This window comes from Bradyrhizobium sp. ISRA442, from assembly GCF_038085055.1.
GTDB lineage: Bacteria > Pseudomonadota > Alphaproteobacteria > Rhizobiales > Xanthobacteraceae > Bradyrhizobium.
Map to the genome: position 1 here is coordinate 62705 of NZ_JALGCN010000001.1, position 26200 is coordinate 88904.

The 26200-nt window shown below is 65.1% G+C and carries 23 protein-coding genes and 1 pseudogene; 3 read left to right on the forward strand and 21 right to left on the reverse strand.

Translation table 11 applies throughout. The features are described 5' to 3' along the window. Window positions 1–6: 6 nt before the first annotated feature. The 7 genes from MTR72_RS00265 to MTR72_RS00295 all read right to left on the reverse strand — a co-directional run bounded on the left by MTR72_RS00265 (window position 7) and on the right by MTR72_RS00295 (window position 6385). A complete protein-coding gene (locus MTR72_RS00265) occupies window positions 7–711 on the reverse strand; it encodes an ABC transporter ATP-binding protein (protein ID WP_341509914.1) in 705 nt (234 codons plus the stop codon). A gap of 4 nt (window positions 712–715) precedes the next feature. After that, the gene (locus MTR72_RS00270; protein WP_341509915.1) at window positions 716–1483 is read right to left on the reverse strand and encodes an ABC transporter ATP-binding protein; all 768 of its coding nucleotides are present in this window, start codon (window positions 1481–1483) and stop codon (window positions 716–718) included. A gap of 15 nt (window positions 1484–1498) precedes the next feature. After that, window positions 1499–2809 (reverse strand): ABC transporter substrate-binding protein, encoded by a 1311-nt coding sequence (locus MTR72_RS00275; protein ID WP_341509916.1) that lies wholly within the window; start codon window positions 2807–2809, stop codon window positions 1499–1501. A 94-nt stretch (window positions 2810–2903) separates the two neighbouring features. Continuing rightward, window positions 2904–3608, reverse strand: coding sequence for an NUDIX hydrolase (locus MTR72_RS00280; protein WP_341509917.1), 705 nt, complete (start codon window positions 3606–3608; stop codon window positions 2904–2906). Between the two features lie 30 nt (window positions 3609–3638). Further along, the gene (locus MTR72_RS00285) at window positions 3639–4667 is read right to left on the reverse strand and encodes an ABC transporter substrate-binding protein (RefSeq protein ID WP_341509918.1); all 1029 of its coding nucleotides are present in this window, start codon (window positions 4665–4667) and stop codon (window positions 3639–3641) included. 111 nt (window positions 4668–4778) lie between these two features. Beyond that, a complete protein-coding gene (locus MTR72_RS00290) occupies window positions 4779–5567 on the reverse strand; it encodes an ABC transporter permease (RefSeq protein ID WP_280965734.1) in 789 nt (262 codons plus the stop codon). Continuing rightward, window positions 5567–6385 (reverse strand): ABC transporter ATP-binding protein, encoded by an 819-nt coding sequence (locus tag MTR72_RS00295; RefSeq protein ID WP_341509919.1) that lies wholly within the window; start codon window positions 6383–6385, stop codon window positions 5567–5569. Before MTR72_RS00295 ends, MTR72_RS00290 begins: the two co-directional genes overlap by 1 nt. Before the next feature lie 133 nt (window positions 6386–6518). Here MTR72_RS00295 and MTR72_RS00300 point away from each other — a divergent pair, with 133 nt between their 5' ends. Both MTR72_RS00300 and MTR72_RS00305 read left to right on the forward strand, forming a co-directional pair. Continuing rightward, a complete protein-coding gene (locus MTR72_RS00300) occupies window positions 6519–7301 on the forward strand; it encodes an ATP-binding cassette domain-containing protein (protein WP_280965736.1) in 783 nt (260 codons plus the stop codon). Beyond that, on the forward strand, window positions 7298–8857 hold the full coding sequence (locus MTR72_RS00305; RefSeq protein ID WP_341509920.1) for a glycine betaine ABC transporter substrate-binding protein: 1560 nt from the start codon (window positions 7298–7300) through the stop codon (window positions 8855–8857). The genes MTR72_RS00300 and MTR72_RS00305 overlap by 4 nt, the downstream gene beginning before the upstream one ends. A gap of 136 nt (window positions 8858–8993) precedes the next feature. Here the strand turns inward: MTR72_RS00305 and MTR72_RS00310 are convergent, their stop codons facing one another. The 13 genes and pseudogenes from MTR72_RS00310 to miaA form a co-directional block, all read right to left on the reverse strand. Continuing rightward, complete coding sequence (locus MTR72_RS00310) at window positions 8994–9956, reverse strand: ABC transporter permease (RefSeq protein ID WP_341509921.1); 963 nt, start codon at window positions 9954–9956, stop codon at window positions 8994–8996. Then, window positions 9946–10932 (reverse strand): ABC transporter ATP-binding protein, encoded by a 987-nt coding sequence (locus MTR72_RS00315; protein WP_341509922.1) that lies wholly within the window; start codon window positions 10930–10932, stop codon window positions 9946–9948. Before MTR72_RS00315 ends, MTR72_RS00310 begins: the two co-directional genes overlap by 11 nt. Then, on the reverse strand, window positions 10929–12095 hold the full coding sequence (locus tag MTR72_RS00320; RefSeq protein WP_280965740.1) for a COG1470 family protein: 1167 nt from the start codon (window positions 12093–12095) through the stop codon (window positions 10929–10931). Before MTR72_RS00320 ends, MTR72_RS00315 begins: the two co-directional genes overlap by 4 nt. A gap of 241 nt (window positions 12096–12336) precedes the next feature. Further along, a complete protein-coding gene (locus tag MTR72_RS00325; protein ID WP_341509923.1) occupies window positions 12337–14049 on the reverse strand; it encodes a sulfatase-like hydrolase/transferase in 1713 nt (570 codons plus the stop codon). A 355-nt stretch (window positions 14050–14404) separates the two neighbouring features. Next, window positions 14405–14590 (reverse strand): annotated as a pseudogene (locus tag MTR72_RS00330) (oxidoreductase); the annotation flags it as partial. A gap of 547 nt (window positions 14591–15137) precedes the next feature. After that, window positions 15138–16157, reverse strand: a complete 1020-nt coding sequence (gene ilvC / locus MTR72_RS00335; RefSeq protein ID WP_063705004.1) for a ketol-acid reductoisomerase — start codon at window positions 16155–16157, stop codon at window positions 15138–15140. A gap of 132 nt (window positions 16158–16289) precedes the next feature. Continuing rightward, window positions 16290–16892 (reverse strand): LysE family translocator, encoded by a 603-nt coding sequence (locus tag MTR72_RS00340; RefSeq protein WP_341509924.1) that lies wholly within the window; start codon window positions 16890–16892, stop codon window positions 16290–16292. 7 nt (window positions 16893–16899) lie between these two features. Further along, entirely contained in the window at window positions 16900–17775 is an 876-nt protein-coding gene (locus MTR72_RS00345; RefSeq protein ID WP_341509925.1) for an EamA family transporter, read from the reverse strand. A gap of 61 nt (window positions 17776–17836) precedes the next feature. Further along, on the reverse strand, window positions 17837–18526 hold the full coding sequence (locus MTR72_RS00350) for a class I SAM-dependent methyltransferase (protein WP_341509926.1): 690 nt from the start codon (window positions 18524–18526) through the stop codon (window positions 17837–17839). Between the two features lie 3 nt (window positions 18527–18529). Next, a complete protein-coding gene (gene ilvN / locus MTR72_RS00355; RefSeq protein ID WP_014493064.1) occupies window positions 18530–19072 on the reverse strand; it encodes an acetolactate synthase small subunit in 543 nt (180 codons plus the stop codon). Window positions 19073–19224: 152 nt separating this feature from the next. After that, window positions 19225–20208 carry a threonine dehydratase gene (locus MTR72_RS00360; RefSeq protein ID WP_341509927.1) on the reverse strand — a complete coding sequence of 328 codons (984 nt, stop codon included), beginning with the start codon at window positions 20206–20208 and terminating at the stop codon, window positions 19225–19227. 153 nt (window positions 20209–20361) lie between these two features. Further along, on the reverse strand, window positions 20362–22137 hold the full coding sequence (locus tag MTR72_RS00365; protein WP_341509928.1) for an acetolactate synthase 3 large subunit: 1776 nt from the start codon (window positions 22135–22137) through the stop codon (window positions 20362–20364). A 507-nt stretch (window positions 22138–22644) separates the two neighbouring features. Further along, window positions 22645–23586: a tRNA (adenosine(37)-N6)-dimethylallyltransferase MiaA gene (gene miaA, locus MTR72_RS00370; RefSeq protein WP_341509929.1), complete on the reverse strand. Its 942-nt coding sequence runs from the start codon at window positions 23584–23586 to the stop codon at window positions 22645–22647. Window positions 23587–23597: 11 nt separating this feature from the next. Here miaA and serB point away from each other — a divergent pair, with 11 nt between their 5' ends. Further along, the gene (gene serB / locus MTR72_RS00375; RefSeq protein ID WP_280965748.1) at window positions 23598–24503 is read left to right on the forward strand and encodes a phosphoserine phosphatase SerB; all 906 of its coding nucleotides are present in this window, start codon (window positions 23598–23600) and stop codon (window positions 24501–24503) included. 138 nt (window positions 24504–24641) lie between these two features. Here serB and MTR72_RS00380 read toward each other — a convergent pair whose 3' ends face one another. Then, window positions 24642–26153 carry a Do family serine endopeptidase gene (locus MTR72_RS00380; protein ID WP_341509930.1) on the reverse strand — a complete coding sequence of 504 codons (1512 nt, stop codon included), beginning with the start codon at window positions 26151–26153 and terminating at the stop codon, window positions 24642–24644. Window positions 26154–26200: the final 47 nt, after the last annotated feature.

Below are 26200 nucleotides of genomic sequence, written 5' to 3' on the forward strand. Positions count from 1 at the left end.
CCACCTTCACACCCCGAGATACGCTTCCTTGACCGTGTCGCTTTCCAGCATCTCGGCCGACGTGCCCGAGCTGCGGATCGTACCCGCCTCGATCAGGTAGGCGCGGTCGACCACGCGCAGCACCTGCTGCACGTTCTGCTCGACGATCAGCACCGTCAGGCCGCTTGTGCGGATCCGTTTGACGAGCTCGAACACCTGCTGCACCACCACCGGTGCGAGCCCCGCAGAGGGCTCGTCGAGAAGCAGCAGCTTCGGATTCGACATCAGCGCACGGCCGATCGCGCACATCTGCTGCTCGCCACCGGACATGGTGCCGGCCATCTGATGGCGGCGCTCCTTCAGGCGTGGAAACAGCTCGAAGACGAAATCGAGCCGCTCGGCGTATGTCCGGCGCGACGCCTTCATGAACGCGCCCATCTTCAGATTGTCGTCGACCGAAAGCCGCGGAAACAGCCGCCGGTTCTCCGGCACATGCGCAATACCGAGTCCGACGATGCGGTGTGCCGGCGTCGTCAGCACATCGACGCCCTCCATCCGGATCGATCCGCGCGAGGGGCGGATCAGGCCCGAAATCACGCGCATCAGCGTGGTCTTGCCGGCGCCGTTCGGCCCGATGACGCCGACCGCCTCGCCGGCCCTCACGTCGAGATTGACGTCGAACAGCGCCTGGAAGCTGCCATAGCCGGCATCGACGGAACGAAGCTCCAGCATCGCGCTACACTCCGGCCCGGCGGCGCGCTTCTGCGGCCGCCGCCTGCGTGGTCTCGGCATCGGTGCCGAGATAGACCTCGATCACGCGCGGATCGCACGCAACCGCGCTCGGCAGTCCCTCCGAGATCTTCTCGCCGTGATCGAGCACCATGACGCGGTCGACCACGCGCATCAGGACGCCCATGATATGCTCGACCCAGATGATGGTGATGCCGAGTTCGTCGCGGATCTTTCGCAGCATCTCGGCGGCCTGGTCCATCTCGGTCTCGTCGAGGCCGCCTAGGCTCTCGTCGGCGAGCAACAATTTCGGCGCGGTCGCGAGCGCCTTCGCAAGTTCGAGCTTCTTCAGGCCGGCTGCCCCTAAGCCGTCGACAGGTGCATGCCGATCGGTCGGAAGGCCGACCATCGCGAGCGCGCGCTCCGCCGCCTCCTCGGCCTTGACGCGGCTGTGGCGGCCCTGGCCGTAGAAGCCGGCGAGCGCGACGTTCTGGAAGATGGTCAGGCGACGAAACGGCCGCGGAATCTGGAAGGTGCGGCCGATGCCGCGGTTGATGATCCGATGCGGGGCGAGGCCCGCGATCTCGTGCCCGGCGAACACGATGGATCCGGCGGTCGGAGGAAGCGTGCCGGAGAGCATGTTGAAGATCGTGCTCTTGCCCGAGCCGTTGGGCCCGATCAGGCCGAGGATCTCGCCCTGATCGACCCTGAACGACACATTGTTGACGGCCTTGAAGCCGCCGAACCGCTTCACCAGCCCGCTGACCTCCAGCACCAAAGCTCTCCGCCGCTACTGGTTGCTGTAGGTGGTGCCCTTGGGCAGCGGCAGCACGGCCTCGCGCTGCGCCTGGCTCTTGGGCCACACCACATAGGACTTATCGTCGAGATACTGGATGACGACGGGGAACGATCGCTCGTTCTGGCCGGCCATCGGCGTCCCCTCCCCATAGAACTTGACGCCGAAGCCGAGCATCGTGCCGCCTTCCGGGATATCGGTGTCGAGCGCCGCCTTGCGCAACGCATCGGGATCGACGCCGCCATACTTCTTGATCGCGCGCGGCAGCACGTCGTTCATGAAGACGTAGGTGTTGGAGGCGCCGATGCCGACATGGGCCGAGCGGATGGCGACGCCGGGCTTGATCTTGTCGAACTCCTCGCCAACCATCTTGATGACCGGCGCGAGCTTCGGGTCCATCGTCTTCTGGTTGGCGAGCCAGATCGAGATCGGATCGGTGTTGAAGATGTAGGTGGCGTCCGCGCCGAGACCCTCCTTCAGCTTCTCATAGACCCCGTAGCCGGCGCCATGTCCCATCAGCGCGCCGAACTTCAACCCCTGCTCGCGAGCCTGGCGCAGCAACAGCGTGATGTCCGGATTGTAGCCGGTGTGGAAGATCACGTCGGGCCTGGCGCGCTTCAGCTTGGTCACCAGCGCCGACAGGTCCGGCGCGGTCGCCGAATAGCCTTCCTTCAGCACGACGTTGAAGCCGGCCTTCTTCGCGCCGGCCTCGTTGCCCTTGGAGACGTCGACGCCGTAGGCGCCGTCCTCGTGGATGATGGCGACGCGCAGGTCCTTCGGCTCCTTGCCGAACTTCTCCTTCGCGTTCTGCGCGATGAAGTCCATCGTCATCATGCCGAACTGGTCGCCGCTCGCCTGCGGGCGGAACACGTATTTGTAGTTCTTGTCGTTGAACACGGCGGACGAGATGCAGGTCGTCATCCACATGAACTTCTTGAGCTGCTCGACGCGGGCGGCTACCGGCACGCATTGCGCCGAGGAGAAGAAGCCGAGCACCATGTCGACCTTCTCTTGCTCGAGCAGGCGGACGGATTCGTTGATGGCGATGTCAGGCTTGCTCTGCGCGTCGGCGTAGACCGCCTCGACCTTGTAGCCCTCGACGCCGGTCTTGCTGAACTGGTCAAGGATGATCTTGACGCCGATATATTCGAGCTCCGACCCGCCGCCGGCGAGCGGCCCGGTCAGGTCGAAAATCACGCCTATCTTGATCTTTTTCTCCTGGGCCTGGGCGGACACCGCCAAGCCCATTGCCGCAATCGCGACGAACAGCCCACGTACCAAGCGGGCAGCCATGCGCAGGCGCATCTAAACCTCCCTGGACGATTGTGCATTGCAGTCTTCTTGTTTTGCTTTTTTGCCCATCACATGGGCTGAGCGATGCGATGTCAAGCCTTGCGCGTCAGCGCGCGGCGAACTGCTGCTCGATAAAGGCCGTGACAAAACGCGGCATGCTCGGCGTGAGGTCACTCGTCCCGCGCACGAGATGGATGGCCGAAAGCTCGGGCTCGGCCTGATCAGCGAGATTGGCTTCGATCCGGGCGCGGACTGCCTCGCCCGGCATGTCCAGGTGGAGGATCTTCAGCATCGCAATCGCTCGCCCGGCGACCACGCAGTGCCAGTCGGCCTCCGCCTCGTAGTCGGCGGCGGTCAGGCCGGTCTCCTCCTCGATCTCGCGGACGACGCTGCCGGGGATGTCGAGCGCGCCGTCCCTGACATCGTCGAGGTCGGGCGTGCCCGAAGGGAAATAGATGCGGCCCGCATTGGCCGTATGCTGCCCCATCTCGCCCATCACGAAGGCGCCATCCGAGGCGCGAAGCGCGCCCATGCCGAAGCCGTTGAACACGCCTGCGTCGGGAAAACCCCAGTCGCGCCAGGCAAGGAAGCTGGCAAAGCCTGTCTCGAAATAGGTTGCGGCGAAATGGCCGTCCGAGAACGCGGGGTCGCGCCCAAGCAAGACGCGGCCGTTCCATATCCGCGGCCGTTCGCGCTGCTTGTCGGCGAAATGCGCATCGATCTCGGCGCGCCGCTCCTGCGCGAACGGCCACGGAAGCGGACGCACGGCAAGATCAAGCGTCGTGACGCGATGAATGACCAACGATGTCATGACGGATCGACTAGCACGCCTTCACGTCAGTTATTTGGCATTCGCTCCGGTGGTCTTCTTGGCCTGGTCGACAAACTTGTTGGTGAAGGTGTTGCTGACGTCGATCTTGGCGTTCGCTACCTCCGGCGAGCCGACGCTGAACACCGCGAGCACCGCGTCGGCGCCCTTCGGGTCCATTTTGCCGGTTTCTGAGAACATCGGAATCGTGTTCTTGAGGGCGGCGAGATAGAGATCCTTGTTCTTGCCGACCATCTCCTCCGGCATCTTCGCCATGACTTCCTCCGGCGAGTGCGAATGGATCCAGGCGAGCGTGCTCAGGATGGCATTGGTGAGCGCCTGCGTTTCCTTCTCGTGGCCGGCAACCCAGGCCGCCGTCGAGTACAGCGCGCCGCCCGGATATTCGCCGCCGAACGTCTCGAGCGTATCCTTTTGGGTGCGGGTGTCGCTGAGGATGCGCAGGTCCTTATGGCTGCCTTGGAGCACGGTCACGGAGGGATCGAGCATCACCGCCGCATCGATCTGCCCCTGCTCCATCGCGGCGACGGCGGTGGCGCCGAGGCCGACGCCGATCACGGCGGTGCCGGCGGGATCGAGCCCGTTCTTCTTCAGGAGATACTTCAGGAAGAAGTCGGTGGAGGAACCTGGCGCACTGACGCCGACCTTCTTGCCGGCGAGATCCTTGACCGACTTGATGTCGTTCGTGTGCGAGGGCGCGACCACAAGCACGAGGCCGGGGTAGCGGTCATAGACCACGAAGGCCTGCAGTTCCTGCTTCTTGGCCGCCAGATTGACGCAATGGTCGAAATAGCCGGAGACAACGTCGGCGCTGCCGCCGAGCACGGCCTTGAGCGCATCCGAGCCGCCCTTGAGATCGACTAATTCGACATTGACCCCGGCCTTCTCGTATTCGCCGAGCTGCTTTGCCAGCACCGTCGGCAGGTAGCACAGGCAGGCACCGCCGCCGACCGCTATGGTCACCTTGCTTTGCGCTGCGGCAAGACCGGTGGTGAGCGTCAGCGCGAGCAGCGCGCCGGCGAGCCTGGCTATCGTGTTCTTCATTGGTTTCCTCCGTTCGGCTGCGGCACCATAGAGCAGCGCGACAGGCTTGAGAAGCGCCGGACGGCGCACTGTGTCCACGGCTCGCATCGATTCATTCAAGCCTTGTCACTTCTAGGCTCGCCCGTCCGCGGCGGCCGGCCGCCACACCAAAAGGCGTCGTTCCACCAGCGTCACGCCCATATCGATCAGGATAACGAAGGCCGACAGCACGAACATGCCGGCGAACACGCCGGCGACGTCGAACACACCCTCGGCCTGCTGGATCAGATAGCCGAGGCCCGCCGCCGATCCCAGATATTCGCCGACCACGGCGCCGACCACGGCGAAGCCGACGGAAGTGTGCAACGAGGAGAACATCCACGACAATGCGGACGGCCAATAGACGTGCTGCATCAACTGCCGCTCGCTCATGCCGAGCATGCGGCCATTGTCGAGCACGGTGCGACTGACCTCCTTCACGCCCTGGTAGACATTGAAGAACACGATGAAGAACACGAGCGTCACGCCGAGCGCGACCTTGGACCAGATGCCGAGGCCCAGCCACAGCGCGAAGATCGGCGCCAGCACCACCCTCGGCAGCGCGTTGGCCATTTTCACGTAGGGGTCGAACACCGCGGCGACCAGCGGCTGGCGCGCAAACCAGAAGCCGACCAGGACGCCGCCGAGCGAGCCGATCACGAAGGCGAGGATGGATTCCCAGAGCGTGATTGCGAGATGCTTCCAGATCACGCCGCTCGCAAACCACTTCACGATCTGGCTGAACACGTCGACCGGGTTGGAGAAGAAGAACGGCGGCAGGAGGATCTTGCCGAACACGGGCACAGTCGACAATACCTGCCACAGCGCGATGCAGACGATCGCGACCAGGACTTGCAGCGCCAGCAGCGTCACACGCGACATCAGACCGCCTCCGCCGCTTGGGTGGATTGCGCGTAGCCCTTCATCACCTCGTCCTTGAGCACGCTCCAGATCTCGCGATGGAGTGCGTGAAACTCCTTGTCCAGCCGCACCTCGAAGATGTCTCGGGGGCGCGGCAGCGTCACGCGCCAATCGCTGATGATGCGTGAGGACGGCCCCGCCGACATGATCACGACGCGGTCGGCGAGGGCGATCGCCTCTTCGAGGTCATGGGTGACGAACAGCACGGCCTTGCGATCGGCGTTCCAGAGGTCGAGCAGCAGATTGCCCATTACCTGCCGGGTCTGAGCATCGAGCGGCCCGAACGGCTCGTCCATCAGGAGGATTTTCGGATCACGGATCAGGACCTGCGCCAGCGCGACGCGCTTGCGCTGGCCGCCGGAGAGCATGTGCGGATAGCGGCCCGCGAACGCCCCGAGGCCGACCGATGCGAGCCATTTCTGCGCGCGCGGCAGCGCCTCAGTGCGCGGCGTGCCCTTGATCTCGAGCCCGATCGCGACATTGTCGAGCGCCGTCTTCCAGGGGAACAGCGCATCGGCCTGGAACAGGTAGCCGGCATCGCGATTGAGGCCAGCCAGCGGCCGGTCGAATATCTTGACGCTGCCGGCGGCCGGTTTCAAAAGGCCTGCCGCAACGTTGAGCAGCGTGGATTTCCCGCAGCCGGTCGGACCGACGATGGCGACGAACTCGCCCTGCGCCACGGTGAGATGGGCCTTCTCCACCGCGGTATAGACCCGCCCGTCTCCCAGCCGAAATGCAACCTTCGCATTCTCGAGCGCCACCGCCGTGGGCGTTGTCATGTGTGTCCTCCGAACCTCGATCGATGGCTTAGCCTCTCGCGCGGCCAAGTTCAATCAAGCCGCCAGGCGTGGTACGCATAAGGCTCGTCATTCCCTCCCTTCCAGGGCGGGTTAGCGAAGCGAGTCTCGCCAGATGCCCTCCAGGCCCATGATCGGCTATGCGCACGTCACCAAGAGCTTCGGCCCCGTCACCGCCGTGGACGGCGTCTCGCTCGACATCGCCGAGGGCGAGTTGGTGGCTGTTGTCGGCAGCTCGGGCTCGGGCAAGACGACGCTGCTTCGGCTGGCCAACCGGTTGATCGATGCGAATGGTGGCACGATCACGGTCGAGGGCGAGGATATCGGCACGGTCGATCCGGTCGCGCTGCGGCGGCGGATCGGTTACGTTTTCCAGAGCGGCGGGTTGTTCCCTCACTTGAGCGTCGCGGATAACATCGGGATCACGCCGAAACTTCTGGGCGTGTCGGCGCCGGAGATCGCATCGCGCGTCGATGAGCTGATGGGGCTCGTGCAGCTCGACCGCGGCGCCCACCGCGACCGGCTGCCCGAAGCGCTCTCCGGCGGCCAGCGCCAGCGCGTCGGCGTGGCGCGGGCGCTCGCGGCGCGGCCCCGCATCGTGCTGATGGACGAGCCGTTCGGGGCGCTCGACCCGCTGACCCGCGACGCGCTTGGCGATGACTACCGGACCCTGCATCAGAAGCTCGGGCTGACCACCGTCATGATCACCCATGACATGACGGAGGCGATCCTGCTCGCCGACCGCATCGCGGTGATGCGCGGTGGAAAGCTGCTGGCGCAGGGCACGCCAGCCGAGCTTGCCGGCAGCGGCGATGCCTATGTGCTGGAGCTCCTGCGCACGCCGCGGCGCCAGGTCGAGCGGCTAAACGCGCTGTTGCCACACGGCGGTGCGGCATGAGCCTGCTCACAGATCCACGCTGGGGCGAAGCGCTGTCGCATCTGCCCGACTATCTCGGCAACCACGTCCGGGTGAGCCTCGCCGCGCTGGCGCTGGGGCTGATCGTCAGCCTGCCGCTGGCGATCCTGACGCGCAACCGCCCGGCGCCACGCGGCGTCCTGCTTGCGCTCGCCAGCATCGTGCAGACCGTACCCGGACTGGCGCTGCTGGCGCTGTTCTATCCGCTGCTGCTTGCGGCTGCCGCCGTGACGCTCGCCTGGTTCGGCGTCTCCTTCTCGGCCTTCGGCTTCCTGCCGGCGATGCTGGCCTTGGCGCTCTATTCGATGCTTCCGGTGCTGCGCAACGGCATCACCGGGCTGAACGGCATCGACCCGGCCCTGCTCGAGGCCGCCAAGGGCGTCGGCATGACCGCGCGACAGTCCCTCGTGATGGTCGAGCTGCCGCTGGCGCTGCCGGTGATGATGGCAGGCATCCGCACCGCCGCGGTGTGGGTGATCGGGACGGCGACGCTGTCGACACCGATCGGACAGACCAGCCTCGGCAACTACATCTTCGCCGGGCTGCAGACCCAGAACTGGGTGTTCGTGTTGTTCGGCTGCTTTGCTTCTGCACTGCTGGCGCTCGCCGTCGACCAACTGCTCGGCCTGATCGAGAGCGGCCTGCACAACCGCAGCCGCCTGCGCGCCGGGCTCGGCGGCGTCGGCCTTGCGGCGCTGGTGGTTGCGACGCTGGTGCCGTCGATGGGGCGCTCCTCTTCGAGCTATGTCGTCGGCGCCAAGACATTCGCCGAGCAATATGTCCTGTCGGCCCTCATGAGGCAGCGCCTCGAGGCCGCAGGCCTGGCTGCGACCTCGCGCTCCGGCCTCGGCTCGAACGTGATCTTCGAGGCGCTGAGGGCCGGCGACATCGACCTCTATGTCGACTATTCCGGCACACTCTGGGCCAACCAGTTGCACCGCACGGATATCAAGTCGCGCGGGGAGCTGTTGTCGGAGTTGAAGACGGCGCTTGCGAGAGACAACATCACCCTGCTCGGCGAGCTCGGCTTCGAGAACGCCTATGCGCTGGTGATGCCGAGAAAGCGCGCCGAGGCGCTTCATATCCGCACCATCGCCGATCTCGCCGCACATGCGCCGCCCATGTCGATTGCCGGCGATTACGAATTCTTCTCACGTCCGGAATGGGCAGCGCTGCAACAGGCTTACGGGCTCACCTTCCGCGCCCAGCGCCAGATGCAGCCGGACTTCATGTACGCGGCTGTCGCAAGCGGCGAGGTCGACGTGATCGCCGGCTATACCAGCGACGGACTGATCGCGAAATACGACCTCATCGCGCTCGACGATCCCAGGCATGCGATCCCGCCTTACGATGCCATCCTGTTGCTCGCACCGAAGCGCGCCGGGGACGAACGGCTCAAGGCGGCCTTGAAGCCGCTGATCGGCAAGATCGACATCGCCACGATGCGGGACGCAAACCTGCGCGCCAGCGGCAATGATGCGAATTCGTCGCCCGAGGCGGTGGCGAAGTGGCTGTGGGAGAAGGTCGGGACGAAGTAGTGTAGCCCCAAATCCAACTCTCTCCGTTCCCTCCCCCCTTGCGGGGGAGGGAGCCGCAGTGTGCTCAAGGCGCGCTTTCATCGCGGCACACTTCAATCGTGCACACAGCGTCGCAGACGGTCCGCTCCGCGCTCCCTCACGCCCTCACCTCCTGTCGCTGGAACAGCACGTAGCCGAATGCAAACAGCACGATGGTGCCGGCGATCAGGCCGACGGTCTGCGGCCAGGCGATCATGACGCTTTCGCCGAAAGGCAGCGGCGCACCCATGACGGCGCCACGGAGCTGGTCGAGGAAGACCGGGCCGAGCGCGCGTGTGGTCGGCGACAACACCGCGAGCATGGCCTCGCCGAACAGATCGTTGGGCGACAGGCGGAGCAGCTCCTGGGTCCAGACCGTCGTCGCCGGATCGTTCAGGCCAAGCAGCGCGTAACGCGGATCCGCCGGTGCGATCGCCTGCGCGACGGCGGGGGCGAGCATCGGCCAGAGCACGGTCAGGAACAGCCAGATACCGAGCGAGACCAGCGCCGCCGTCGCAGGCGAGCGGAACACGATCGAGAGCAGCATCGCAAGCGAGAGCCAGACGCCGGCATAGAAGATCGCCACGACCAGGAACACCAGCGAGCGCGCAATCTCCTCGCCGCCGGGCGGCACGCCGAGGAAGATCAGGCCGAGGCCGATCACCAGCAGCCACAATGCGGCGAGGCTGATGCCGATGGTGGCAAGGGCTGCCAAAAACTTCCCCATCAGCAGCGCATCGCGATAGATCGGCTGCGCCAGGATGCGCGACAGCGTCCGCCGGTTGTGCTCGCTGTTGACGGCATCGAAGCCCAGCCCGATCGCCATCAGCGGAATGAGGAATCCGAGCACGGCGACAAAGGACGGCATCGGCGCCTGATCGATGGTGAAGAGCCGCAGCAGCAGGAAGGGATCTTCGGCGGTGTTCTGGCGCAGGCTGTTAATCGCCTCATACAGCGCGGCGAGCGCCGTGAAGACGATCAAGAGCTCCAGCATCAGCATGCGGATGCTGGAGACGTGATCGGCCAGCTCCTTGACGAACACGGTGGACAGACCCTGGAACGGTGATCCCTCACGCCGCATGACGCACGTCTCCCGTGGGCTGGGCCTGGAAATAGCGCGCGTAGATCGCCTCCAAGCTCGGCTCGTCGACCGACAATTTGCGCAAGGCTCCATCGACGGCGACGACGGCCCGCGCCGCATCCGGCCGCACGTCGCGCTCCGCGGTCATGCGGAAGCGATCGGTGGCGAGCGTCTCGACCTGGGTCACGCCGGGGATCATCGCGAGCCGCCGGGCGATGCCGAGCCCTTCGGCCTCGACTTCGACGACAAAGCCCGCACCGAGCACCTTCACCGCCAGCTCCGGCACCGCACCCATCAGCACGATGCGACCGGCCTTGAACAGCGCAACGCGATCGCAGATGCGCTGCACCTGGTCGAGCATGTGGGACGACAGCAGCACGGTGACGCCTTCGGCCTTCAGCTCCCCGATCAATCCGAGGAATTCCTGGGTCGCCTGCGGGTCGAGCCCGGAGGTCGGCTCGTCCAGGATCGCGATCTCGGCGCGCTTCATGATGATCTCGGCCAGTCCCAGCCGCTGCCGCATGCCGCGCGAGAAAGTCGCGACCCGCCTTGAGGCAACGTCCGCAAGGCCGACGCGCCACAGCGCCTGCTCGATCCGGCGCGCGCGCTCGGTGCGCGCGAGGCCCATCAGCTTGGCGGTGTAGGCGAGGTTCTCGGCGGCGGTGAGCTGGTCATAGAAGCCGACCGCATCAGGCAGATAGCCGACGCGCCGCTTGACCTTCAGCGGCTCGCGCGCCGGATTGAAGCCGAGCACGCTGACCTCGCCCGATGAAATTTCGGTCAGGCCGAGCATCATCAGGATGGTCGTGGTCTTGCCGGCGCCGTTCGGGCCGAGCAGGCCGAACACCTCGCCTCGGGCGATGTCGAGGTCGATGGCATCAACGACCGCGGTGTTGCCGTAGCGCCTGGTCAGGCTATGCGCGCGGATGACAGGAACGCACGGCGGACTCTTGGTCTCGCTCTGTTGCTCGCTCATCGCCGTCCGAACCTCGCGACTGCGCCCAGCATCAACAACAGCGCGACGCCGATGACGCCGGCGCCCGCCACGCCCCACACCGTCGAGGTGCCGACGGTGATCCGGAACTGGCTCGAAGCGTTTTCACCCTTCGAGGTGGCGCGGATGGTGGTCTGGTAATCGCCGGCCAGCGACTTTTCGCTGGGCGTGAGCAGCGCCTGCACCTCGCTGTCCTTGCCGGGGACAAGCCGATCGATCGTCGCCGGCTCGAACGTCACCTTCCATCCGCTCGGCGCGGTGCCGGCCAGCGCAATGTTCTCGGCCGGCGCCGTGCCGGTGTTGGTCACGACGATCGGGATCGAGCTCTGCTTTCCCGCGACCGCGCGCGCGCTCAACAGACCGTCGCGGCCGGAGATCTGGAGCTGCGGCTCGCCGACCACGTCGAGCGCGAGTTCGGTCGAGGCCGAGGCATCCTCCGCCTTCACCGTCACCTTCACCGGGAAATGTCCGGCGTCGACCGTGCTGGGCGGACGCACTTTCAGCTTGATGTCCTTGGACTGACCGGCATCGATCGGAATCGAGGACAGCTCCTGCGTGCCATAGGCTTCGGTGAACGAGGTCTCGAAATTGGCCGGCGCTTCGGCGGCGAAGCTCGTGACGAGGTTGCGGCCCGAATCGTTCTTGATCGAGAGCGTGTAGTCGAAATTGGATTTCGGGCTGCCGCGCAGCGACGGCAGGCTGGACTTCACGGTCAGCTTTGCGGGCAGCTCCTTGGCGAGCGACACCGCGATCGGAAGCTCGGCGGTCGTGCCCTGCCCCTCGGCCTTGACCGTGAGCGTATGCCCGCTGAGATCGCCGCCGGCGGGAACGTCGAGCCTGAGCTGGAGTGCGACGCTGCCGTCGGGCGCCGGCATCGCAGCCCCGACCGGCTGGCCGCCGCCGAGCACCGTCGCGGTCCAACCGCTCGGCACGCCTGCGACCGAAAGCTGGTAGCGCTCCGGCGCGAGACCGTAGTCCTGCAGGCGCAGCGAAATATTGGTGGTGGTCCCCGGCCGCACCGTGACCGCCGGATAGTCGGTCATGAGATAGAGGCCCTTGATGTCATGCGCCGGCTCGGCGGCATGGACGGCGGGGCCGAGCAGCATGAGGGCAAATGCAAGACGCGCAGCATCAAGCGCTCGCATGGATGATACTCCTGCAAGGAAAGGTGGACCAGGGACGGACAACGCGCCGCCGAAAAGACGAAGGTGGCGGCGGGTCGGATGATGGAAGCAATCGTGACAAAGTTTGGGAAACGAAGCGCCGCGCCAATTACAAGTCGGTGATTTCAGGCGCTTTCGCCTCAGACTTTAGTTTGAAATCAGGCCATGCGGTCGGCAGATTAAAATATCGTAATACGATATAATCCGCAGTGGACGCGAGGGGCTAGAGCCCGTGGATCATGCCGGCGTCGATCAGGAGGCGGTTGAGGCGGCGCGCCTCGGTGCCGCCATTGCAGCCGTAGAAAACGCCGTTGCAGCGGAGCATGATCTCCTTCTGCTCGGCAAAGGACGGTTCGAGCGGAATGCCGGCGGCCTCCTGGATCACCAGCGGCAGATACGCACCGTCGATCGTGTCCATCACGGCCTTGCTCTTCACCGGCTCGAAGTTGACGGCATCAATCGCGTAGTAGGTCGCGTAGAGACGCGGGTCATAGGCGTCGAGCTTCTTGCCGATGCCGCCTTCGTCCAGCCCGGGCTCGAGAATCTGCGGCGCGAATTCCGGCTGATGGTCGCCGTAACGCACGATCAGGAAGGGTTCGCCCGGGAACGTCTTCTTGAGGCCAGCAACGAAGGTCTTGTACTGCTCCGCGCTCATCGCCTGCCGGCGCAGATATTCGTCGATGGCCGGCGTATTGCCCGGCGCGCGCCAGTTCGGCATCAGGTCCGGACGGAAGCGCGTTTCCCAGGGGAAATGATTGGCGCCGAGATAGATGAAGGTGAACAGCGGCTTGTTCGGCGGCCGCTCGCCCATCAACTGAAGCGCCTTGTCGTAGAAGAAACTGTCGGGCTCGACGTCCCTGGCGCCGAGATCCTTCGCATCGTAGAAGCGCTCGATGCCGGTCGTAAGCTGGAAGCTGCGCGCGCTCATGAAGGCGCCGAAGGCCGGATAGAGCGACATGGTATCATAGCCGCAGCGGCGGAGCGCCAGCGGCAGGCCGCGCTCGACGCGGCCGGATGCCAGGCGGGTGACGAAGTAGGCGAACCGGCCGAACGAGCGCGAGGAGAGGCCGGCAAGCACGTTGTACTCGGTGAACCAGCTCGGCCCGCCATTGCTCTCGGCAAGGAAAGTACGCTCCTTGCCGTCATAGGATTTGAAATGGCCGCCATAGCCGGGCGGCACCTTGATGCCTTGCGCGGCACGAATGTCGAAGCTCGATTCATCATGGATCATGATGATGTTCGGCCGCCGGCCCGCGGGATGACAGGCGTCGACCAGCGGCATGTTGAGCCGCTCGCTGGTCGCGCCGGCCGACTCCATGAAGCCGTATTGGACGAAGTCGGACACAGCCGTAACGCCGGAGCGGAAAAACTTCGAGAGATAGCCGTCGTCGTAGTAACCGCGCCAGGCTTCATCGGGATGGCTGACCGAGTAGCCGACCAGTGCTGCGAGACAGGCGAGCTTGCAGGCGAACGCCGGCAGGCGACGGATGCGGAACGGATCGAGCCACCACAGCGCATACATCAGCGGCAGCGTGACGAGGCCGGCTCCGATCACCGACCAGCGCAGGTTCGGAAAGATCGTGAACAGGAACGCGACGGTGTCGCGGTCAATCATCATCAGGTCGATGAAGTTCACCGTCATCTGCACGACGTCGTGCTTGAGCCGTGACAGCAGCACGAGCACGACGACCAAGGTCAGCGACAAGGCGCCCGACAGCGCGGGGCGCCGTAGCAGCGTGATCCAGAAGAAGTTGAGGATTCCCCAGGCGAGGACGAAGGAGAGCCGCGAGCCGAAATCCGACTCGGTTTTGTACATCAGCGCAAGCGCTGCGAGATGTGGAGCGGCGACCGCCAGCAGGCGCCAGATGCCGAGTGCGGCGACGCTCGCCAATACGGCAGTGGCGGCGGAAGGACCTGGATTGGGCGCGGACGCCATCGACACACGCTGAACACGGTCCGGCGCGGTGATGCCCCCTCTAGCCGGCCTGCTGACCGCCAGGGCGTCCGGCGCAGCCGGAGCGCGCCGTGTCATAAAACTGTAATGGAACGATCAGGGAGAGGCAACGCAGGCAGCACTGCGACCTTCGCTTAATGTGAACGGGCGGCGAAGGGCCGCATACCTCGCGCGCCCGGACCCACTCTATCCCCCCGCCATCCTCTCACCCTGAGGCGCCCGCGAAGCGAACGTCTCGAAGGGCGAGGCCCGGATCGGCAGTCACGGCCTGCATGGCTCCAGCGGCGATGCGAACAGTGGGCGAAGTAGCTGATCCCGGCCGGCTAGAGCGCTCGCCTTACCGTCGCAGCAGGCCGAGTTGCTTGCCGGTGATCTGGTCGAGCGCGCGCTTGGGCAGCGTCGCACCCATCAGGTGTCGCATCGGGTCCGGCGTGATCTGGTATCGCACCTTGGGCCTCGCGGCGGTGAGCGCCTCAAACACGATTTCGGCGATCCGCTCGGCCGGCAGGCCGTTTTCGGCGAGCTTGCCCAATCATGCAGCGGAAAGGGAACCGGGCGCAACGCTGCCCGCCGCTGGGTGAACCGGATGCAGACCCTCGCGCGTCCGCAACCAAGACCAAGAAGCGCGATCGAACGTCAGCTCTTAAGATGATGAGCCGCACAAAGCCGCCTTCGCGCACTTCTTGCGCACGATCACGGCGAAGATGAAGAGTCGAATCCTAGACTCTGAAGTCGCTGATCTTTTAGGGATTCTAGAAGTGAGGCAAAGGCCTCGGAAACAGCGCACGACCAAGAATGTGCTTTAAGCGTCAGTTCTTGATCTTGAGGATGCGCTTCAACATCGAAGAATTTGATTGAAGCACCAGCGCTTATGCCGGGAAGGAAGCGCGAGACCGTGGTCTGCGATCTCGCGCCGGTTGTAGTCGCGAAGACTTAAGATTTGGTTTGGCGAGTGAAGCTCTTGTTTCACCCGTCATTCCGGGCCGCGACGCAGTCGCGAACCCGGAATCTGGAGAACGTGGAGCGAGATTCCGGGCGCGCTTCGCGCCCCCGGAACGACGGCGTGGCCGTTAGTTCTTGCTCTTGTCGACCAGCGCGCCCTTCTTGATCCAGGGCATCATGTCACGCAGCTTGGCGCCGACTTCCTCGATCGGGTGGGCGGCGAGCTTGGCGCGGGTCGCCTTGAACGAGGTCTGGTTGACCTTGTTCTCGAGCATCCAGTCGCGGGCGAACTTGCCGCCCTGGATGTCGGCGAGAACGCGCTTCATCTCGGCCTTGGTCTCCGCGGTGACGATACGCGGCCCGGTGACGTACTCGCCATACTCGGCGGTGTTGGAGATCGAGTAGTTCATGTTGGCGATGCCGCCTTCATAGATCAGGTCGACGATCAGCTTCACCTCGTGGAGGCACTCGAAATAGGCCATCTCCGGCGCGTAGCCGGCCTCGACCAGGGTCTCGTAGCCGCCCTTGATCAGCTCGACCAGGCCGCCGCAGAGCACCACCTGCTCGCCGAACAGGTCGGTCTCGCACTCCTCCTTGAAGGTGGTCTCGATGATGCCGGCGCGGCCGCCGCCGATGGCGGAGGCGTAGGACAGGCCGAGGTCATGGGCGTTGCCCGAGACGTCCTTGGCGATCGCGATCAGGCAGGGCACGCCGCCGCCGCGCTGATATTCCGAGCGCACGGTGTGGCCGGGGCCCTTCGGGGCGATCATCAGCACATCGAGGTCGGCGCGCGGGTCGAGCAGGTTGAAGTGGACGTTGAGGCCGTGCGCGAAGACCAGCGCTGCGCCCTTCTTCATGTTGTCATGCAGGTGCTCGCGGTAAATGTCGCCCTGGAGCTCGTCCGGGGTGAGCATCATGACGAGGTCGGCCCATTTGGCGGCCTCGGCGACTTCCATCACCTTGAAGCCGGCGTTCTCCGCCTTCTTGGCCGAGGCCGAGCCCTTGCGCAGCGCAATCGCCACCTCCTTGACGCCGGAGTCCTTCAGGTTCAGCGCATGGGCGTGGCCCTGGCTGCCGTAGCCGACGATGGCGACCTTCTTGCCCTTGATCAGGTTCAGGTCGGCGTCGCGATCGTAATAAACACGCATAGTCGTTTCCTCATTGGGGGCCGGAATCGGCCGTTGGTCAGGTCTCGGACGGTGAAATTTGCGGATTTCGGGGGCTGTCTAGAGCATTTTGGGGCCCCTGGGAAACCCGTTTCTGCATGGACAAGTGCGGCATCATGCATCCATGAAGACGGGGTAGAGCGAAGCCAGCAGTAGGACCGCCATCAGGATATTGAAGGCGCGAACCAGCCGCTCGGAGGTCAGGACCGGCCGCAGTGCGGTCCCGAACAGGGCCCAGACCACCGTCGAGGCCGTGCCCACGAGCAGGCTGATCAGGGTCTGGATGGCGATGTTGAGTGGAAACTGGGCGATGGCGGCATAGGCGGTGATGGTGCCGATCACGATCACCCAGCCTTTGGCATTGATCCACTGGAACATGGCCGCGCCCCAGAAGGTCATCGGGCCGCGGCGGCTCTCCTCGCCCGGCTTGGCCGGCCCGGACAGCGCGATCGCCGCGGCGAGATAGATCAGGTAGGCGGCGCCGGCATATTTCAGGATGGTTTGGAGGATCGGATAGGCCAGGAACACGGTGCCGAGCCCAAGACCCACCGCCCCGACCATGAAGGCGAAGCCGATGGTGATACCGGCGATGTGCGGGATGGTGCGACGGAAGCCGTAGGTCAGCCCCGACGACAACAGCATGATGTTATTCGGCCCCGGCGTGAAGAACATCACGACGGCGAAGATGATGAAGGCATAGAGCAGCGACTGGGACATCTGCGCCTCACGCTGTCTTCGGCAAATTCTGCGGACGCCCGGCCAGCAGCATCACGGCGATGCCGCCGATAACGGTAAGCATGCCGGCGAGGCGCAGCGGTCCGAATGTCTCGCCGAATGCGATGCTGGAAGCCGCCGAGCCGACGAACGGCACCAGCAACGCGAACGGCACCACCTGGGCGGCGGGATAATCGCGCAGCAGCCGGCCCCATAGCCAATAGGCGATGCTGGTGGAGATGGCGCCGACCATCAGCAGGCAGACGAGGCCGGTCAGCGACATATGAATCAACGACTGCCAGGTCGGCACCGGCCCGTTGACAACCAGGGCGAGGGCGAACAGCGGCACCGCGGAGGTGAGACACAGCCAGGCGAACAGGTCGAACATCGGCACACCGCGGGCACCACGCAGCAGGAGATTGCCAACGGCGAAACAGATCGGCGAGATCATCAGCACCGCGAAGGCACCGACGCTGAAATCATGGCCGACGGTGCCGCAGATCATCAGAAGGCCCGCCGCGGCGATGCCGACGCCAAGGGCCTGCATCGGCGTCGGCCGCTCGCCGAACGCGATCGCGGCAAAGCCGATGGTGAACAGCGCCTGGCTCTGCACGATGACGCTGGTCAGCCCCACCGGCACGCCATGGGCGATGCCATAGGCCTGGGCAAGGAACTGGCCGAGGAACAGCGTGAAGCTGATTGCGATCAGAAGCGACCAGGCGATCTTCGGCTTACGAACGAACAGGCACGGTACCGCTGCGATGATGAAGCGCATCGCCGTCATCAATTCCGGCGAAAACTCGTCGAGCGCGATCCGGCTCGCCACGAAGGCAAGGCCCCAGATAATCGCCACCAAGACGGCGATGAGGATGTCGGCCGGCTTCATTGTTCTTGTTCTGCTCTGTCGCGCCGCTGTGTTGTGCTCGTCCAGGCTTATTCGCCGGCCATTACGTAGAAGAATTGGGTTTGCTCAGGAGATAGGTGCCGTGCATGGGGGCGTGGTAGTCGGCCGAGACCAGCGTGAAGCCGACGTCGGTCAGCATCCGCTCCATGACCCAGCCGAAGGTGGAATATTCGTCGCGCATATGCGTCACCACACTCTCGCGCGAGAAATCGTGGTTCTTGATCTGGAAGTCGGCCCATTGCTCGACGTCCCGCTCGAGCGCATCAGGCGTCGAAGCGAAGACGATGTCGCGCAGATAAAAGCTCGCGCCCGGCTTCAGCGCACGATAGATCCGCGATATCGCCACCGCCTTCCAGAAATCCGGCAAATGGTGCAGCGTGAACTCGCTGACGATCAGGTCGTAGGATTCCGGCCGGTAGGAGAAGCTGAGCAGGCCCGCCGATTGCGTCGCGACCTTTGCCTTGCGGTCGCGGGCATAGATCTCGGCGAGCGCCAGCATCGCCGGCGAGATGTCGATGGCGTCGACTTCCGCACCCATCAGCGCGGCTTCGGTCGCGAGCACGCCGTTGCCGCAGCCGATGTCGGCGATCCGCCAGCCCCGCTGTACCCCGAGCATTTTCAGCGCGGCGCGCGCGCGCAAATCGGCATCGTCATGACTGTCATAGATCGAAGCCACCGCGGGCTCGATGCCCATCCGGTTCCGCTCGTTGTAGTACCAGTCGCGCGCCAGCATGGTTCACATCCCTTCAGGCCCGCGACCGATCGCGGCAACGCCGGTGCGCGACACCTCGACAAGGCCGAGTGGACGCATCAGGTCGATGAATTGATTGATCTTGTCCGTGTTGCCTGTGATCTCGAACACGAAACTCTCGGTCGTCGCGTCGATCACCCGGGCGCGGAACGCGTCCGCCAGCCTGAGCGCCTCGACCCGGTGCTCGCCCTGCCCACGCACCTTCACCATCGCCAGCTCGCGCTCGATCGAGCGCTTGGTCAAGGTCATGTCGACGACGCGATAGACCGGGATCATGCGGTCGAGCTGATGCTTGATCTGCTCGATCACCATCGGCGTGCCAGTGGTGACGATGGTGATGCGCGAGAGATGCTTCTGGCTCTCGGTCTCCGAGACCGTGAGGCTCTCGATGTTGTAGCCACGCCCCGAGAACAGGCCGATGACGCGCGCGAGCACGCCGGGCTCGTTCTGCACGAGCACCGAGAGCGTGTGCGTCTCGTTGGGATCGTGACGATCCTCGATGAAATAGGCGGATGCGGGCTGGTTCATTGTCGTCCCCTCTATTCTTTCTCGTCATGCCCCGCGAAAGCGGGGCATCCAGTAATCACCGGCGCCAGAGATTCTCACGACCGCCGCGGCGTACTGGATCGTCCGGTCAAGCCGGACGATGACAGCGGAATTCCTGCTGAGTGCTCGGCTCATCATGCAACCACCCTTTGGCTCGCCGTCGACTCCGCCATCACCCACCGCTGGAACAGGTCGAAATCGATATTGCCGCCCGAGAGCACGAGACCCACCCGCTTGCCCCCGAGCTTGCTCTTTTCCTGCAGCGCCGCGGCGAGCGCGGCCGCGCCGGCGCCTTCGGCGAGATTATGCGTGTCGGTCCAGTAGGCGCGGATCGCGGCGGCGACCTCGTCGTCCATGACCTCTACGATGCGTGAGGCGCCCTTGCGGATCAGCGCCAGCGCTTCCGCATCCGGAATGCGCGTCGCCATGCCGTCGGCCAGCGTGTTGCTGGTTTCGGTCGTCACGATCGTGCCGGCTGCGAACGACAGCGCGTAGGACGGCGCTTCCGTCGACTGCACGCCGACGATCTCGGTCTTCAGGCCGAGGAGGTCGCGGGCCATGATGCAGCCGCAGATGCCAGAGCCCTGCCCGATCGGCACGTAGAGGATGTCGAGATCAGCCGCGGCCCTGAACAGCTCGAGCGCATAGGTCGCCACGCCCAGGACCAGGTCGGCGTGGAACGACGGCACCATGTGCAGGCCGGCGAACTGCGCGCGGCGCTCGGCCTCCTCGCGCGCGGCCTGGAAGTCCTCGCCGTGCTCGACCAGCTCGGCACCGAAGGCTTTCATCGCCCGGTTCTTCTCGACCGAGTTGCCGCGCGGCACGTAGATCACGGCCGGCACGCCGTGCCGGCTTGCCGCGAACGCAAGGCTCTGGCCGTGATTGCCGCGCGTCGCCGAGATGATGCCGGGTGTATTCGGCCGTTCGCGCTTCAGCCGTTCGAGATAGACGAGGCCGCCGCGCACCTTGAAGGCGCCGATCGGCGTATGGTTCTCGTGCTTGACCACGACCGGCGTGCCGAGCCGCTGGCTAAGCAGCGGCCAGGCGTGCGCCGGCGTCGCCGGCACCGCCTGCCCCACGATCGCATGTGCGCGCTCGAGCTCGCGGAGATCAAACATATTGGCTTCCCGTCGGCCTTCTCTCATTTTGGTCATCCCCGCGAAGGCGGGAATCCAGTATTCCAGAGACGCCCGAGATCGATCGAGACGCCGCGGCGTACTGGATCGCCCGGTCAAGCCGGGCGATGACAGTGGAATTTGTGTCCGGCCTCATCACACCAGCGCCTTGCCGCCGGCGAACGCGGTCGCCGTGGCTTCGTCGTTCGCCTGCTCCGGCAACAGCATCTCGTTGTGCGCCTTGCCGGAGGGAATCATCGGGAAGCAATTCTCGAGCGCGGCGACGCGGCAGTCGAACAGCACCGGGCGCTTGACCGAGATCATCTCCTTGATGGCTCCGTCGAGATCGGCGGGCTTGTGCGCCCGGATGCCGACGCCGCCATAGGCTTCCGCGAGCTTGACGAAATCCGGCAGCGCTTCGGAGTAGGAATGCGACAGCCGGTTGCCATGGAGGAGCTGCTGCCATTGCCGCACCATGCCCATGTACTGGTTGTTCAGGATGAAGATCTTGATCGGCAGCTCGTACTGGACCGCCGTCGACATCTCCTGGATCGTCATCTGCACCGAGGCATCGCCCGCGATGTCGATGACGAGGCTATCCGGGTGGGCCACCTGCACGCCGACCGCAGCCGGCAGGCCGTAGCCCATGGTGCCGAGACCACCCGAGGTCATCCAGCGGTGCGGCTCCTCGAAGCCGAAGAACTGCGCCGCCCACATCTGGTGCTGGCCGACCTCGGTTGTGATGTAAGTATCCTTGCCGCGCGTCAGTTCGAACAGGCGCTGGATCGCATATTGCGGCAGGATGACGTCGTTGCTCTTCTTGTAGAACAGCGAGTTCCGGGCGCGCCACTGCGCGATCTGCTGCCACCACGCCTTGATGTCGGGCTTCTTGGCCTCAGCCTTGAACACCTGGAGGATGTCGCCGAGGATGTTGCCGCAGTCGCCGATGATCGGCACGTCGACGCGGATGTTCTTGTTGATCGAGGACGGGTCGATGTCGATGTGGATCTTCTTCGAGCCCGGCGAGAACGCATCGACGCGGCCGGTGATGCGGTCATCGAAGCGCGCGCCGACGCACAGCATGACGTCGCAATCATGCATGGTCATGTTGGCTTCGTAAGTGCCGTGCATGCCGAGCATGCCGAGCCAGTTCTTGCCCGACGCCGGATAGGCACCGAGGCCCATCAGCGTCGAAGTGATCGGAAAGCCGGTGACCTCGACCAGCTCGCGCAGCAACTTGGTCGCCTCGGGACCGGAATTGATGACGCCGCCGCCGCTGTAGATCACGGGACGTTTGGCATTGGCGAGCAGCGCGACCGCTTTGCGGATCTGCGTCGCATCGCCCTTCACGCGCGGCGCATACGACCTGTGCACGTCGGACTTGCGCGGCGGATGATAGGTACCGGTCGCGAACTGCACGTCCTTCGGCACGTCGACGAGCACCGGACCGGGGCGGCCGGAGGTCGCGACATAGAAGGCCTCATGCAGCACCTTTGCGAGATCATTGACGTCGCGCACCAGCCAGTTGTGCTTGGTGCTGGGACGGGTGATGCCGACGGTGTCGCACTCCTGGAACGCGTCGTTGCCGATCAGATGGGTCGGCACCTGGCCGGTGATGCAGACCAGAGGGATGGAATCCATCAGCGCGTCGGTGAGCGGCGTCACCATGTTGGTGGCGCCGGGGCCGGAGGTCACCAGCACCACGCCCGGCTTGCCGGTCGAGCGCGCATAGCCTTCGGCGGCGTGGCCGGCGCCCTGCTCGTGGCGGACCAGGATGTGCTGGACCTCGCTCTGCTGGAAGATCTCGTCATAGATCGGAAGCACCGCGCCGCCGGGATAGCCGAAGACGTCCTTGACGCCATGATCGATGAGCGCGCGAACGATCATCGCGGCGCCGGTCATCTGGTTTGGATCGTGGCTCTTGTCGGTCATTGGCTTGCTCCGGATGCGCTGTTGTCAGCGGCTTCTTTCAAGTCTGTTCGGGAAATAAAAAAGGCCCCGAAGAGGGCCCATGCACACCGCCTGTCTTGTGGATGGCAGCTAGCCACCCCCGGCGGTGTGCCTGGGTACGACGGCGATAAGGAGTACGGTAATAATGTTACGCATAGCAGGCGCTCGGCTTCCCAAAGGTTGCGCGAAACATAGCGGCCAAAGCCTGGATGTCAAGGCAAAGCGGCCATTCCCGCGCGATTTTGGCAGTGTAGCGGCGTTCTTGCGGTTCGGCGAGAGGTAAATTGTGGCGCAGCCAAACAATCCTGCGTCATTCCGGGCGACGCGACGGGATCGCGCCGCGCGAAGCGCGACGCAGGAGCATCGAGACCTGATTTCATGACCACGGTCCCTGATGGGGCGCGAAGGGGCGGCCGGCGGTCGTTGCCACACAAACTTGGAGTTTTGGGTTTCGGGCTCACGCTGCGCGGGCTCCCGGAACGACTTCCATCAATTCCCGTCCCGCGCGGATTTGACGGCCGCGGCGAGCCAGCCCCTCGCCTCCTCCGGCTTCACCCACTCGAATTCCGGGAGCTGGTGCCGGAACCAGGTGAACTGGCGCTTGGCGTAGTGACGCGTGTCGGCGCGGCCGATGCTGGCAGCCTCTTCCAGGCTGAGCTCGCCGCGCAGATGTCTGATTAGCGCCGGCACGCCATGCGCCTTCATGGCGGGCAGCAGCGGATCGAGACGGCGAGCGGCGAGCCGCTCCACCTCCTTGAGCGCGCCGCCGCCCAACATGGCATCGAAGCGGGCGTCGATGCGGGCGTAGAGTTCGTCGCGTTCGGGCGCGAGAAACACCGCGCGGAAACTGTCCTTGGGCAGCAGCGGCGGATGGCCCTCGTGGTGCCAGTCGAGCAGCGAACGGCCGGTCGCCTCGACCACCTCGAGCGCGCGCGCAATGCGGGTGCGGTCGCGGACCTTCAATCGCTCCGCCGCGCGGGAATCGCGAGCCGCAAGTTCCGCATGCAGGGCCTCAACGCCGTTCCGCTCCAGCCGTGCGCGCACATCCTCGCGCACTTCGGCGGGGATCGGCGGCACCACGGAGAGCCCCACCGTCAGCGCCTTGAAATAGAGCCCGGTGCCGCCGATGAAGATCGGCAGGCGGCCCTGCGCCTGCGCTTCTTCAAGGACCTTCGCCGCATCGGCCACCCAAGCGCCAGCCGAGAAATTCACGGCCGCGTCGACATGGCCATAGAGGCGGTGCGGAGTGCGCGCCTCGTCGCTCCGCGTGGGCCGCGCCGTGATGATGCGCAGGTCGCGATAGACCTGCATGGAATCGGCATTGATGACGACGCCGCCGCCGGCAAGCGCAAGCTCGAGCGCCAGCGCCGACTTGCCGCTGGCGGTCGGGCCTGCGATAAGCACGGCCTTGCTCGGATGCTCCTCGCTCACGAAAACCTCAAATGTCCCTCGTCGCCACGCTGATCTGCAATCCCGCCAATCCCGCGCTCGACTCCACCATCGTCGACGGCGCCCGCGCCGTGCTGCCCAGGGCAGAACCGGCGCACTGGTTGTTCGACGGGGTCGCGGTCGACATTCCCTTCGGCGCCGACAGTAACCTCGAACGCGACCGTCACGCCATCGAACAGCGGTTGCGCGAAATCCGCGGCGACCTCCCCATCGACATCGTCGTGCAACCGGTCGGCTTCCGGCGCAAGAAGCTTTTTCTGGCCGACATGGATTCCACCATGATCGGCCAGGAATGCATCGATGAGCTCGCCGATCTTGTCGGGGTGAAGGCGCATGTCGCAGGCATCACCGAGCGCGCAATGCGCGGCGAGATTGAGTTCGAGCCGGCGTTGCGCGAACGCGTCGCGCTGTTGAAGGACCTTCCCGCCAGCGTGGTCGACGAGGTCCTGGCGAAGCGCATCACGGTGACGCCGGGCGGCAGCACGCTGGTCGCGACCATGCGCGCTCACGGCGCCTATACCTGCCTCGTCTCCGGCGGCTTCACGCTGTTCACGCGCGCGGTCGCCGCCAAGATCGGTTTCCAGGAGAACCGCGCCAACGAGCTGGTCGTGCGCGACGGCAAGTTCACCGGCGAGGTGAAGGAACCGATCCTGGGCCGAGCCGCAAAGCTTGCGACGCTGGTGGACTTGATGGAGTCGTTCGATCTCGACGACATCGACTCGCTGGTGGTCGGCGACGGCGCCAACGACCTCGCAATGATCCAGGCGGCGGGGCTGGGAGTTGCCTATCATGCGAAGCCTGCGGTCGCCGCGGGAGCGGCCGCGCGGGTCGACCACGGCGATCTCACCGCGCTCTTGTATGCGCAGGGGTATCGGCGGGACGAGTTTGTGGAAGCCTGACGCCCCCTCCGGCGTCGTCACCCGCGAAGGCGGGTGATCCAGTATTCCAGAGACAGTGCGAGATATTGAGAGGCCGCGGCGTACTGGATGCCCCGCTTTCGCGGGGCATGACAGTGAGTATGGGGCTGAGCGCCTTCCCTACTGCACGCTCAGCGCGACGAACCGCAGCTCGCCCTCGCCGTTGGAGACGAGCAGCAGCACCGACTTCTTGCCGTCCTTCCTGATCTGGTCGATGCGCTTCTGGACGTCGGCGCCGCTCGACACGGCCTCCTGCGCCACTTCGACGATCACGTCGCCGGCGGAAAGCCGCTTGTCGGCGGCATCCGAGTTGGCGTCGACATTGGTGACGACCACGCCCTTCACGCTGTCCTTGATCTTGTAGCGCGTGCGCAGATCCTTGCTCAGCGTCGCAAGATCGAGGCCGAGCGCCTTCTGCGTCACCGGCTTCTCGGGCGGCGGCTCCTCGGTCTTCACCGCGGCCTGCACCTTTTCCGGATCCTGAAGGCGGCCGAGCGTGACCTTCTTGGTGTCTTCCTGGCCCTTGCGGATGATGACGACGTCGACCTCCTTGCCCACCGCGGTGTCGGCGACGACGCGCGACAGATCCTTCGGGTCCTTGATATCCTTGCCGTCGAACTTGACGACGACGTCGCCCGGCTCGATGCCGGCCGGCTTGGCCGGACCCTTGTCGTCGACGCCGGCGACCAGCGCGCCGCGTGCGGGCTTGATGTTGAGGCTCTCGGCGATCTCGTCCGTTACGCTCTGGATGCGCACACCGAGCCAGCCGCGGCGCAGTTCGCCGAACTGGCGGAGCTGGTCGACCACGCCTGCGACCGTCTTCGACGGCACCGCGAAGCCGATCCCGATCGAGCCGCCGGAGGGCGAGATGATCAGCGTGTTGACGCCGATGACCTCACCCTCGAGGTTGAACAGCGGGCCGCCGGAATTGCCGCGGTTGATGGCGGCGTCGGTCTGGATGTAGCTGTCATAAGGGCCAGAGGAGATATCGCGGTTCTTGGCCGAGACGATGCCTGCGGTCACGGTGCCGCCGAGGCTGAACGGATTTCCGATCGCGACCACCCAGTCGCCGAGACGTAGCTTGTCGGAGTCGCCGAACTTCACAGCAACGAGCGGCTTGGTCGGCTTGAACTTCAGCACGGCGAGGTCGGTCTTCTTGTCGACGCCGACGAGCTCGGCCTTGATCTTGGTGCCGTCGTTGAGAATGACGTTGATCTCGTCGGCATCCGCGATGACGTGGTTATTGGTCACCACGATGCCTGACGTATCGATGATGAAGCCCGAGCCGAGCGAATTGGTCTTGCGCGGCGGCCCGTTGTCGCCGCGCTCGCCGCCCTTGCCGGCACCGGGGCCGCGGCGGTTCTTGAAGAAGTCGTCGAAGAATTCCTCGAAGGGCGAACCGGGCGGAAGTTGCGGCATGGTGTTGCTGCCGCCGCCTTTGGCTTCGACGGTCTGCGAGGTCGAGATGTTGACGACCGCGTCGATCACTTTTTCGGCGACATCGGCGATGCCTTCCGGCCCACGCGCGTAGGCCGGCGAGCCGAACGCGCTGAAAGCGCCGATGGCGAGCGCGGCCAGCCCAAGTCGCACGCAATGGCGCAAGCGGGTCGGGGCAATGGTGGCAGCGGTCATTGTGATCTCCAGAGAAAGAATTCGGCTCCAGACTGCGCTCGAACGGG